Here is an 11,920-nt window from a genome sequence, read left to right as displayed (position 1 = left end):
CTGGTAAAGGGTATGCAATTTTCAAACGACCGAGTTTCGGTATATGTTATTCCTGATGTAGATAGCCTTCAAATGGACGCAAGTGTTCAGGGTTCGCGCTATCGTGATGCCATGCACATTGAAGTGACCGGCGGTGAAGCTTGGCTTTTCGAGTATGGCGTGGTGGTTTTTTGGGGCGTGGTAGAAGAAGAGCGTGTTGCCTTGTTAAATAGGTTACAGGTGAGCCCTAAATTATTGTCTGGTATTCACCAAGAGCATCTACAGTTTGCGTTTACAAGCGATGTGCTTAGGCTACAACGGGACTTAATTACCTTATCGATTGACGATCCATTACTTCGGCTATCAATCAGCCATGGGTTAGCCCAGTCAATTAAGCTCAATGAATACGAGCATAAAGCGCAAGACACCATTACTCGCTATGCGTATTTGCCGAAAGCGTTGGCCGAAACGGGCAAGATAACATTACGTCGACCCGCATTGGCAAAGATTCGTGGGCATTTGTTTAGTACAAAGAGCGACATCTTTTTGCATTATGGGTTACTTGATACACCAGAGTTCTTTTGGGAATACCCAGAATATGAGCATGCTTATAATGCCACAGCCCGATATCTAGATATTCGCCCTAGGGTAGATGTGCTTTCAAACAAGCTAAATGTTATTCATGAGCTGTTCGAGATGTTGGCAGAAGAATTAAATCATAAACATTCATCGTTTTTAGAGTGGATAATTATTATCTTGATCGCGTTTGAAATAGCGACCTTTGGTGCTGAAGAGCTTAAAGGGTTATTCATGTAAGAAGCACGATATAACGTGCGTTGTTTTAGCAATAAAAAAGCCCTGTATCCACAGGGCTTATTATTTTTAAATGTTTGTATTATCTGAGACTAAACTCAATTATTACGTTGAAACTCGCTGGTTTCTTTCCAGGCTGGCCACTGCTCTGCATTCGCAACGTTAAAACCAACGTCAAACAATAGCTGGGTATCTTGTACAATACCGCTTAAATCCCAATCGTCACGGTATTGGTCACACACTTGGTGATAACAGCCTGTGACAATCACATTCATGCGTTTACGGTATTTAGCAGTTGTCTCGTCAGCAGGCTCGTTACCCCCTTCTGCATAAAGTGCAGGCACGCCTTTTTTCGCAAAGCTGAAGTGGTCAGAGCGATAGTAATAACCTGCTTCCGGGCGGTCTTCCTGAGTAATGGTTCTACCTTGTTTATCGGCAGCAGTTTTAAGGTAATCTTCTAAGTCTGACTTGCCCATGCCTACCACGGCTACGTTCTTTGTCTTTCCAAGTACGTTCATGGCATCCATATTAATATTGGCCACAGTATCTTCCAGTGGGATGACGGCGTTGTCTGCGTAGTATTTACTGCCCAACAAACCTTGTTCTTCGGCCGTTACTATTAAAAACGATACAGAACGCTTAGGCGAAATATCTAAGTGTGCGTAGGCTTTAGCCATCGCCAAAATAGCAGCGCTTCCTGTGGCGTTATCGTGTGCACCATTGTAAATATTATCGCCTTCTTTGGTTTCATCTTTTCCTAAATGATCCCAGTGCGCGGTGTAAATAACATGCTCGTTTGGTAGCTCTGAGCCAGGTAGTGTGGCAATGACATTGTGACTTTCAGATTTTTTAAACGTGTTTTGCACGGTTACCGATGCATTAATATCCATTGCTTTATGATAAGGCCCAAGCTTGGCTTGGTTCTTTTCTTCTTGAAAGTCAAAACCTGCATCTGCGAACACTTTTTCAGCGGCGCTTAATGTTAACCAACCTTCAATGGCAACACGGCTAGCACCTTTGTCTTTAGATACTAACCCATACTGAGGGCCACTCCAGCTATTCGCTACTACTGACCAACCGTAAGAGGCTGGGGCAGTCTCATGAACAATTAACGCACCTGCAGCGCCTTGACGGCTAGCTTCTTCATACTTGTAGCTCCAGCGGCCATAGTAGGTCATAGTCGTGCCTTGGAACTTCCCACTTTCGGGGTTCTCAAAACCTGGATCGTTTACCAAAATCACCACAGTTTTGCCGGTAACATCTAAGCCTTCATAATCGTTCCAGTCGTATTCAGGTGCGTTAACACCGTAGCCAACAAATACCAGTTCTGAATTCTCAAGTGATACGGTTTCTTGCTCGCGTTTAGATGAAGCAACCATGTCTTCTTTATACACAAAGCTATTGTCGCCAATCGTCATGGTCATTTCAGGGCTAGCGGTAATTTCCATTAACGCCACTTTCTGAAGGTAGCTATCGCCGTTCCCCGGTGATAACCCTGCTTTTTCAAACTCTCGGGTGAGATAATCCAGCGTTTTTGTTTCACCGATGGTGGTGGGCAAGCGGCCTTCAAATTCGTCAGATGACAGTATTTTTAATGGTTCGCGAATATCTGCATCTGAAATGCTGGCGTAAACTGAGTCGAAGTTCGAAGCAATTTCTTTTGTTTGGTTTTGCGTTTCGGATTGCGCAGTGTCGTTATCAAGCGCGTCGTCAGGCGCGTTATTGGGGCTGCAAGCACTTACCGCTGATACGGCAGTTACCAGCAAGGGCAAAAACATTTTTTTCATTGTTAGTCTCTGTTTGCTCTACAATATCGCCCAGTATAGAGAAAACCTTAAGATGAACCAATATTAAGTATGCCAATACCTGTTACTCCTTGGTGTAAACACCATATTCAAGATAATGCGTCTTTACCAGTACATACGCTGTTGAATGAATTCATGTTATTAGACGACACTGACTTTCCTAGTGCTGCAAGGCTTAATCTTTTACGTGAAGCGTTTCAGCCCCAATGGCAGGGCCCTATGTTTGTAGCGCAAGGGGAACTTGATAAGCAAAGTGACCCAAACCACAGCCGTTACTATGAAGAAATAATCGCGAGCGACAACAGTGTCCCCACTCGTGAAAATAGCTGGCATGATTTGTTCAATGCTCTTATCTGGATACAATTTCCCAGTACAAAAGCATTATTGAACACCATGCACATGCAAGATATTGCTCACCATGGCACACACCCAAGAACCGAGCGACGAAACCGCATTACGCATTTTGATGAATGCGGCGTGGTACTCGCGCTAGAAGAAGGGGATGCCAATAAATCAAACATGTTGTTGAATACGTTAGCCCAACATCAGTGGCAGGATAGCTTTTTAACCCATAGGCACGAGTGGGGAACCCACATAACCCCCTTTATTTTCGGGCATGCAAACCTTGAAATGATGCTTTCGCCTTTTATCGGGCTTACGGGGAAGTGGTTGGCAGTGAGTGTGCCTAAAGGGTTTAGTAATATGAATAAATGGCAACAACGCCAAGAGGTAGACAAATCATTGGTGAAACGTATCACTGAGCTTGATGCGTTCAACAAATCTCCGCTACTAAAACCTATTCCTTTGCTAGGTGTACCAGGGTGGTACGAAGAACAAGATGAAAATTTCTATAACAATAGCGAGTACTTTAGGCCTTTGAGGCCGGGAGCAAAACCTTCTATTCAGTTACCGCTTTTCGACATAACGACGGTTTGAACTCACTTCTTACACCAAACTTAGGTGTAAGAAGTGAATTGAAAGTGGTGCAGAACTTAAATAAGTGCGAAAACACCCCAAATACCGTAAATCACGGCGTAAGGAGCGGAAGCAATAATTGCTGCCTTTTTCGTAGAGAACGAGGTCCATTGAGTGATACCTACCATCGTAAGATAGATAGTCCAGAACAACTCAACGCGAATAGCCTGTGCAAACGCGAACCATGGTGATGTCATTTCAATACCTAGTATGTAAGAAAGTGACAGTGGAGCAAGTATGGCAGGGGATATTTGGTGATCGCCCGCAAACATAATAAGTGCAGCAGCAATAAGACCCGTTACCACGTAAGGCATAGACACCCACCACGTAAAGCCATACCAATCCGTAAAGCCGAAAACATGACTGTCGTCACTGCGTGTTGTTAAATTTAAATAAACGGCAAAAATAGCGTTAACCACGGTAAGTGCAAAGAATGCACCTATTAACTGGGAAAGCATGAGGGTGTTTCTAGTGAAAAAGGCGCGCATTTGGTCTTCTTCTGCCGGACTCATTGCATCTTGGGCTGCAATATTAATATTCGCAAACCATTCAATATCAACGAAGTTTACGTACAAATATTGAGACGACAAGGTCATCATCATAACAATAATAAAAGGAAACCAACTCCAGTTGTTTTTCTCACCAACAGCTTTAAATACGCCATTAGGCCGAAAGAATATATCGTTACACGCTTGAAAGGGGTTTGATACTGAATGCATCCGTTGCTCCGAGATGAAATATTATATTAGTTTTGTTTAGGTTACTGATATAGCGAAGCTAAGTACAGGCGCTGCTTAAAGAACTGTACCTGTTTTTAGTAAAAACTTGTGTCGAATGCGTAGTAGAGGGGCTTATTTGTACTTATAGTAATGCCGCACATATAAAAAAGGCCAGTATTGAATGAATACTGGCCCTTTAATGACGACTATACCTCGTCAATCGCGTGCTTACCTGTTAATGACTTAAATACGTTAAGTTCAATAAGCAGAGCACGATAGCGCTATACAGTAACGAGATAGGTAACCCTATTCGAATAAAGTGGCTAAATTTATAATTAGCGGCATTGAATACTAGCAAGTTAGTTTGGTATCCAAACGGCGATATAAAGCTAGCACTTGCCGCAAAGGCAACCGCTAATGCGAATGGCATAAGTGGTGCGCCTATGATTTCAACTAGTCCATAAGCAAAAGGGAACATGAGCGCAGCAGCTGCGTTATTGGTCACAAATTCCGTCAACAGTAAGGTAGCGAAATACACTACGATTAACGCAATAAACCAATCGGTGTCGGCCAAATACGGAATTAACTGCGCAGTAGAAATGGCAATAACCCCTGAAGACTCTAACGACGTGGCTAAGCTTAACGCCCCAACAATCACGATAATTAGGTTAAGCGGTAAATTACGCTTCATCTCACCGTTGTTTGTTACCTTGGAACCAATCAATACGGCAGCCAAAAACAACAGACCCATCGCGAGTGAAATAATATCAGCCGCGGCTAACGTTACTACAGTTAGAAAACCGCCAAGGGTTATCCATTCCTGTCGGTTAGTTAGCGGGCGAGAGATTTTTTGCTCAGACAATATAAAGAAGTTTTTACTTAAATTTTGTCGAGTATTGAAATCTGGCCCAGCGGCAAGTAATAGAAAATCACCTGCTTTAAGTTTTATTTCACCCAACTTACCTGATAACTGCTCGCCGTCACGGCGAATCGCCACTACGGCCGAATCGAACAATGCTCTAAAACCGAGGTTTTTAATGGTTTGCCCAATAATTTGAGCGCGGTTTGCTACCACCACTTCGGTTAAGCTTTCACGCAAAATGCCGTCGGTTTCAGCAAAGGTGGTTAACCCTTTTATGTGGCTTAAGTTATCAAGCTTTTGCACATTGCCGGTAAAGATAAGTTTATCGTTTTCTGCAATCACTAAGTCGGGACCAACGGGAGAAATAAGGTTACCGTCGCGAACCACTTCAACCAAAAATAATTCAGGTAAATTACGAAGGTGGTTTTGCTCAACGGTTTTGCCAATTAGCTCTGAACCTGAGTTTACCTTCGCTTCAACCATGTACTCTTGGTAGTTGTCGTTCTTGTTCGCAATATTAGGCAGTAATGGCGTGAGCACAAACATCAGTACGCCACAGCTTAAACCGGCAACTAGCCCATATAGTGTGAAATCAAAAAAGTTAAATCCAGGATGACCATGCTCTTGTAAAAAGCTATCGACAATCAGGTTGGTCGAGGTACCAATTAAGGTCACCGTTCCACCAAGTATGGCGGCATAAGAAAGCGGAATAAGTAAGCGGGAAGCGGGGTGATATTGGTTTTGTTTAATAGGCCCTATAAGGCTGGCCACTATAGCCGTATTGTTCAACAACGCTGATGAGACGAAGGTGAGTGAAAACAGTTTCCAATACGATTTAGAGAAGCTTGTACTCACGAGCTTTCGACCAATACGCTTTATTAACGCAGTTTTGTCAATTGCACTACTGACTAACAGCAGCAAGACAAGGGTGATTAACCCTTTGTTGGTTAGGTTCAACAAAATGTCATCAAGTGACAATTGTTGAGAAACCAATAGTAATAACACGGCGCCTGAAAAAACAGTAGACGGGCGCTGATTTGAAAAAATCAGCGCAAAAATCGTGCTGGCGAAAATCGCCAGCACGATAAACTGGTTAATATCCATATATTTTCCAGTCCTGCTTTTACAGCTTGCTAATGTCCACAGCGCTCCAATGAGGGAAGTGCTTACGTACTAGAGCATTAAACTCTAATTCAAACTCTGAGAAGTCTGGAGAAGCGTGTTGTGCATCTTTAGCAAGTTCATCAATGATCATACCTGCACCAACAGTGCTGTTAGTCATGCGATCAATAACGATGAAAGAACCCGTAGGGCGGTTACGCTTGTATGGGTCGCACGCTACGGTTTGGGTGAACTTCACATCTACTACACCAATTTCATTCAAGTTAAGGTGCATCGCATCTTTTTCTTCAAGGGTGTTCACATCAATTTGGTTATCGATATGAGACACAACACCTGTCGTTGACTTGGTAGCAAACTTAAACAAGAACTGCTTGTTTGGCATAAGTGGTTCTTCGTCCATCCATACCAAATGCGTTTTAAATTGGGTAGAAAGTAGTGGCAAGTTACCTGATTTAACAATCATGTCGCCACGTGAAATATCAATTTCATCTTCTAGTGTAAGGGTAACCGCTTGAGGTACATAAGCACGCTCTTGGTCGCCTTCAAAAGTCACAATCGATTTTACTTTCGACGTTTTACCAGAAGGAAGAGCAGTGACTTCATCGCCTGGTTCAATTTGACCAGATACAACCGTACCGGCAAACCCACGAAAATCTAGATTAGGGCGGTTCACGTACTGAACAGGGAAACGGAAATCATCATGATTATCGTCTTCACCAATTTTTGTGTTCTCTAGCATCTGCATAAGCGGAATACCATCGAACCATGGTGTGTGTTCGCTCACGTTTACTACGTTGTCACCTTCAAGTGCAGAAAGTGGTACGAATTGAATATCTGGAATATCCAATTGCTCTGAAAACTTCAGATAGTCTTGCTTGATCTGGTTGTACACTTCTTCAGAGTAATCCATTAAGTCCATTTTGTTGATAGCAACAATAACGTGCTTAATACCTAACAAAGATACTAGGAATGAGTGACGTTTAGTCTGTACTTTTACACCGCCACGGGCGTCAACAAGTATGATGGCAAGGTCGCATGTAGATGCGCCAGTTACCATGTTACGTGTGTACTGCTCGTGTCCTGGAGTATCAGCAATGATAAACTTACGCTTATCAGTAGAGAAGTAGCGGTATGCTACATCAATCGTAATACCTTGCTCGCGCTCTGACTGAAGGCCATCAACCAATAGGGCTAAATCGACTTTCTCACCAGTAGTACCCGATTTTTTGCTGTCTTTAGTGATAGCAGCAAGTTGGTCTTCATAAATCATTTTTGAATCATGAAGTAGGCGACCAATTAGGGTACTTTTACCGTCATCTACACTTCCGCATGTAAGGAAACGTAGCATGTCTTTTTGTTCGTGCTGCTCAAGGTAAGACAGTATGTCTTGCTTTAATAAATTGTTTTCGTTGTTCATGTTATGCGCTCACAAGGAAAAAGGGGTTTAACACAGACTCTTTTTGGTTGTAAGTAAGAGCGTCGGCGTTGTCATTTAACGGATCGTTAGGGTCTAGCACAGTCACATTTGCACCTGCAGCTAAGGCTACAGCATGGGCTGCGCCTGTGTCCCATTCAGAAGTAGGGCCTAAACGAGGATAAAGGTGAGCTTCACCTTCAGCCACTAGGCATAACTTCAATGAACTTCCCATGGCCACTAATTCAGTTTCACCCTCTAATTGAGACAGTAAATTTTGAATTTCGGGGCTTTGATGAGAACGGCTACCGACTATCTTCCATACTTGTGCACCATCGTGCTTGCGTGCAGAAATAGCAGTAAATTCGCCGTCTACTTCAGTCCATGCGCCTTCACCCACAATACCTACATAGCTTTTGTTAAGTGCTGGTGCGTACACCACACCCATAGTAGGTTTGCCGTCTTCAATCAACGCAATATTTACCGTGAACTCACCGTTCTTTTTGATGAATTCTTTCGTGCCGTCAAGCGGGTCAACAAGCCAGTAAGACTGCCATTGCTTGCGCTCATCCCATGAAATATCTGCCGATTCTTCCGATAAAATAGGAAGGTCAGATTCTTTTTCAAGGGCATCAACAATTACGTTGTGCGCCGCTAAGTCTGCTTCGGTTAGCGGGCTGGTATCTTGTTTTTCATAAATGGCGAAATCTTTATCGTAAATCGCCATTATTTTATCGCCTGCTTCTTTAGCAATGCGAAGAATGGTTTGTGCCAGTGTATTAGTCATTGTATTAGCCTGGGCCATTACACAAGTCCTTTTTCTTGCAGTAACGCATATAAGCGTTCAGCAGTTTGCTCTGCAGGTTCATCTTGATACGTTAAATGTATCTCAGGCTTTTCCGGCGCCTCATAAGCAGAGTCGATACCAGTGAAATCTTTAATCTCACCGCTACGCGCTTTCTTATAAAGCCCTTTCGGGTCGCGCTTTTCGCACACTTCGATAGGTGTGTCGATAAACACTTCAACAAATTCGCCGTCTTCTAAAAGGCCACGGCAATAGTCGCGATCCGCTTTAAAAGGAGAGATGAAGGCCGTTAAAACCAGCGTGCCAGAATCAACAAACAGTTTTGCAACTTCGCTGATTCTGCGAATGTTTTCTACACGGTCTTTATCACTAAAACCCAAGTCGCCACATAAGCCATGACGCACATTGTCACCGTCTAATAGGTAAGTGTGCTTGGCTTGCTCGTGAAGTTTTTTCTCAAGCAAGTTGGCCAGAGTAGACTTACCAGAACCACTTAGGCCGGTAAGCCAGAACACGCGAGGCGATTGATTCAGCTTTGCAGCGCGGGTGGTTTTATTCACCTCGTGCTTGTGCCAAACAACGTTGTCGGTGGCCATTAGAAATACCCTTCCATTTTCTTCTTCTCCATAGAGCCAGAGCTATCGTGATCAATCACGCGGCCTTGACGCTCAGAAGTTTTGGTCAGTAGCATTTCTTGAATAACTTCTGGCAAGGTAGCCGCAGTAGACTCAACAGCACCTGTTAATGGGTAACAACCAAGGGTACGGAAACGTACTGAACGCATTTCAGGCGTTTCGCCTTCGTTCATTGGCATACGTTCATCATCTACCATAATTAATACACCATCACGCTCAACAACAGGGCGAGGCTTCGACAAGTAAAGCTGAGGAATGTCGATGTTTTCTAGGTAGATATACTGCCAGATGTCAAGCTCAGTCCAGTTGGACATTGGGAACACACGAATGCTTTCACCTGGGTTAACTTGAGAGTTGTAAATGTTCCAAAGCTCAGGACGTTGGTTTTTAGGATCCCAACGGTGGTTGCTATCACGGAACGAATAAACACGCTCTTTTGCACGAGATTTTTCTTCGTCACGACGTGCACCACCAAAGGCTGCATCAAACTTATATTTGTTTAACGCTTGCTTAAGTGCGGCCGTTTTCATGATATCAGTGTGCTTTGCTGAACCATGCGAGAATGGACCAACACCTTGCTCAACACCTTCTTCATTAATGTGTACTAACAGATCGAAACCATGCTTTTTAGCTTGCTGGTCTCGAAACTCAATCATTTCTTGGAATTTCCACGTAGTATCTACGTGAAGCAATGGAAATGGAATTTTACCTGGGGCAAAAGCTTTGCGCGCTAAATGCAACAACACCGAAGAGTCTTTTCCGACAGAGTAAAGCATGACCGGATTATCAAATTCCGCAGCAACTTCACGGAAAATTTGAATGCTCTCGGCTTCGAGTTGTTTCAGATGCGTAACAGACGGGATACTTGCAGTCATTTTCGAGTCCGATTTATGTTATATAAGATAAAGTTATATACGAGTTATTTTTATGCATAGAACAATAACACATTTATTTACTAATGTAGTATGCGATTTAGCTATTTAAAATAGCCACCTTATTCCAAGAAATAAAACTGTCATACAATTTTTGCATAAGCGACGAAATTTAAGGCATCAGTCGCATCTACTGCATACTCAAACTATCAGTAAATAGTGCAACAATTAAGAAATTAAACTTACAAAAAAGCCCCGTAAAACGGGGCTTTAAATAACTATCTATCGGCTACTTATGCGATTCAAGTTTCTTTTGAAAGGCATCAAAGGTTTCAAGCACTCCTTCACGAGGCGTACCTGATTTGCTCAGTATTAGAATGGTCAGACTAGATAGAATGAACCCAGGAACAATTTCATACATCCAGCTACCTAACGATTCTCCGTTAATTGTCACCGGTAGGTAAATCCACAGTAATACGGTTACAGCGCCCACAATCATGCCGCCAAGGGCTGCACGACGAGTCATTTCTCGTTTGAACAAGCTAAACAATACCAGTGGTCCGAATGCCGCACCAAAACCAGCCCATGCATTACTCACTAAATCTAGAATACTGCTGTCTCTGTCGTAGGCTAAGAAGATAGCAACAAGGGCGACCGCCACTACGCTAACGCGACCGGCAATGACCAGTTCTTTATCCGACGCATCACGTCTAACAAAGGTTTGATAGAAATCGCTAGTTAACGAGCTTGATGTCACCAATAGCTGTGATGAAATAGTACTCATGATGGCCGCGAGAATAGCGGCAAGTAAGAAGCCACCAATTAGCGGGTGGAATAGAATTTGAGATAAGTAAATAAAGACAGTTTCAGGGTCGATGTTATTTCCATTGCCCGTAACATAAGCAAGGCCAAACAAGCCTGTCATTAGCGCGCCAATAATAGAAACAATCATCCAGCTCATACCAATTCTGCGAGCGGTAGGAATATCTTCTACCGAACGGATTGCCATAAAGCGTACAATAATGTGTGGCTGTCCGAAATAACCTACACCCCAAGACATCAAAGATATGATACCAATTACCGAGATAGCTTCATTGGTCGATGCGTCCATAAAAGCATTGAACAGTGCTGGGTTAATAGTGTCGAGTGCATTAATAGAAGCGCCTATGCCACCAAGTTCAGTGATAACCACTGCAGGTACGAGTACCAAGGATATAAACATGATGCAGCCTTGTACGAAATCGGTCATGCTCACCGCCATAAAGCCACCTACCAGTGTGTAAGCAACCACTACACCCGCAGTGACATATAAACCCGTTTCGTAGGATAGACCAAATGAAGTTTCAAAAAGCTTTCCGCCGGCGACGACGCCAGAAGAAGTATAAAGGGTAAAGAAAATAACAATCACCACAGAGGCAATCACGCGAAGTAAGCGAGAATTGTCAGCAAAGCGATTTTCAAAATAATCGGGGAGGGTAATGGAGTTATTAGCCACCTCGGTATAAACCCTTAAACGAGGTGCGACTAAAATGTAATTGGCTAATGCACCTAGAACAAGACCAACGGCTATCCACGCGGCGGAAAGGCCTGAAACGTACATTGCACCTGGAAGACCCATGAGCATCCATCCGCTCATATCTGATGCACCGGCTGATAATGCAGTTACGGCTGGACCAAGTTGCCGGCCACCTAACATGTAGCCTTCTACATTAGTATCTGTTTGGCGGTAAGCGAAAAGACCGATACCCAGCATGACAGCAAAATAGAGTCCCAATGAAATGATCGTACCCGTAGCCATATAAATTCCCTATGTTTTTTCATGCAATGCTAACATCAATAGCAAAGACTCTCTACGTCAGTCATTAACCTTGAATATGTTGAGTACGTGCAAAGCTCGATAAAGTTTTCTAAATGTAGAA

The 11,920-nt window shown here is 43.3% G+C and carries 10 protein-coding genes; 2 read left to right on the top strand and 8 right to left on the bottom strand.

The annotated features are described in order from the left end of the window. The first annotated feature begins 12 nt into the window (after positions 1-12). Positions 13-795, top strand: coding sequence for an RMD1 family protein (locus tag AVL57_RS08935; RefSeq protein WP_013784943.1), 783 nt, complete (start codon positions 13-15; stop codon positions 793-795). Between the two features lie 95 nt (positions 796-890). On the opposite strand, the gene AVL57_RS08930 is transcribed toward AVL57_RS08935, so the two are convergent. Beyond that, entirely contained in the window at positions 891-2,579 is a 1,689-nt protein-coding gene (locus AVL57_RS08930; RefSeq protein ID WP_063457191.1) for a M28 family metallopeptidase, read from the bottom strand. Between the two features lie 69 nt (positions 2,580-2,648). On the opposite strand from AVL57_RS08930, the gene AVL57_RS08925 reads away from it, so the two are divergent. After that, the gene (locus tag AVL57_RS08925; RefSeq protein ID WP_057793068.1) at positions 2,649-3,533 is read left to right on the top strand and encodes a DUF3025 domain-containing protein; all 885 of its coding nucleotides are present in this window, start codon (positions 2,649-2,651) and stop codon (positions 3,531-3,533) included. A 56-nt stretch (positions 3,534-3,589) separates the two neighbouring features. Here AVL57_RS08925 and AVL57_RS08920 read toward each other — a convergent pair whose 3' ends face one another. From AVL57_RS08920 to putP, 7 genes are all read right to left on the bottom strand, one after another. Next, complete coding sequence (locus AVL57_RS08920) at positions 3,590-4,291, bottom strand: YIP1 family protein (protein WP_057793066.1); 702 nt, start codon at positions 4,289-4,291, stop codon at positions 3,590-3,592. A 235-nt stretch (positions 4,292-4,526) separates the two neighbouring features. Next, positions 4,527-6,257 (bottom strand): SLC13 family permease, encoded by a 1,731-nt coding sequence (locus AVL57_RS08915; RefSeq protein WP_057793064.1) that lies wholly within the window; start codon positions 6,255-6,257, stop codon positions 4,527-4,529. A gap of 19 nt (positions 6,258-6,276) precedes the next feature. Further along, complete coding sequence (gene cysN / locus AVL57_RS08910) at positions 6,277-7,692, bottom strand: sulfate adenylyltransferase subunit CysN (protein ID WP_013784938.1); 1,416 nt, start codon at positions 7,690-7,692, stop codon at positions 6,277-6,279. Position 7,693: 1 nt separating this feature from the next. Beyond that, a complete protein-coding gene (gene cysQ / locus AVL57_RS08905) occupies positions 7,694-8,476 on the bottom strand; it encodes a 3'(2'),5'-bisphosphate nucleotidase CysQ (RefSeq protein ID WP_057796271.1) in 783 nt (260 codons plus the stop codon). A 17-nt stretch (positions 8,477-8,493) separates the two neighbouring features. Further along, positions 8,494-9,090, bottom strand: coding sequence for an adenylyl-sulfate kinase (gene cysC / locus AVL57_RS08900; protein WP_057793062.1), 597 nt, complete (start codon positions 9,088-9,090; stop codon positions 8,494-8,496). Continuing rightward, positions 9,090-10,004: a sulfate adenylyltransferase subunit CysD gene (gene cysD / locus AVL57_RS08895; protein WP_013784935.1), complete on the bottom strand. Its 915-nt coding sequence runs from the start codon at positions 10,002-10,004 to the stop codon at positions 9,090-9,092. Before cysD ends, cysC begins: the two co-directional genes overlap by 1 nt. A 286-nt stretch (positions 10,005-10,290) precedes the next feature. Continuing rightward, positions 10,291-11,799, bottom strand: coding sequence for a sodium/proline symporter PutP (gene putP / locus AVL57_RS08890; RefSeq protein ID WP_057793060.1), 1,509 nt, complete (start codon positions 11,797-11,799; stop codon positions 10,291-10,293). Between the last annotated feature and the right edge of the window lie 121 nt (positions 11,800-11,920).

The organism is Alteromonas stellipolaris (genome assembly GCF_001562115.1).
In the GTDB taxonomy this organism is placed as follows: Bacteria; Pseudomonadota; Gammaproteobacteria; order Enterobacterales; family Alteromonadaceae; genus Alteromonas; species Alteromonas stellipolaris.
This window is presented reverse-complemented; position numbering and strand designations above follow the sequence as displayed.

Coding starts and splice junctions, on each gene's coding strand:
- AVL57_RS08920 (WP_057793066.1), bottom strand. CDS start 4,291: ATGCATTCAGTATCAAACCCCTTTCAAGCGTGTAACGATATATTCTTT.
- AVL57_RS08925 (WP_057793068.1), top strand. CDS start 2,649: ATGCCAATACCTGTTACTCCTTGGTGTAAACACCATATTCAAGATAAT.
- AVL57_RS08915 (WP_057793064.1), bottom strand. CDS start 6,257: ATGGATATTAACCAGTTTATCGTGCTGGCGATTTTCGCCAGCACGATT.
- AVL57_RS08930 (WP_063457191.1), bottom strand. CDS start 2,579: ATGAAAAAAATGTTTTTGCCCTTGCTGGTAACTGCCGTATCAGCGGTA.
- cysD (WP_013784935.1), bottom strand. CDS start 10,004: ATGACTGCAAGTATCCCGTCTGTTACGCATCTGAAACAACTCGAAGCC.
- cysN (WP_013784938.1), bottom strand. CDS start 7,692: ATGAACAACGAAAACAATTTATTAAAGCAAGACATACTGTCTTACCTT.
- cysC (WP_057793062.1), bottom strand. CDS start 9,090: ATGGCCACCGACAACGTTGTTTGGCACAAGCACGAGGTGAATAAAACC.
- putP (WP_057793060.1), bottom strand. CDS start 11,799: ATGGCTACGGGTACGATCATTTCATTGGGACTCTATTTTGCTGTCATG.
- AVL57_RS08935 (WP_013784943.1), top strand. CDS start 13: ATGCAATTTTCAAACGACCGAGTTTCGGTATATGTTATTCCTGATGTA.
- cysQ (WP_057796271.1), bottom strand. CDS start 8,476: ATGACTAATACACTGGCACAAACCATTCTTCGCATTGCTAAAGAAGCA.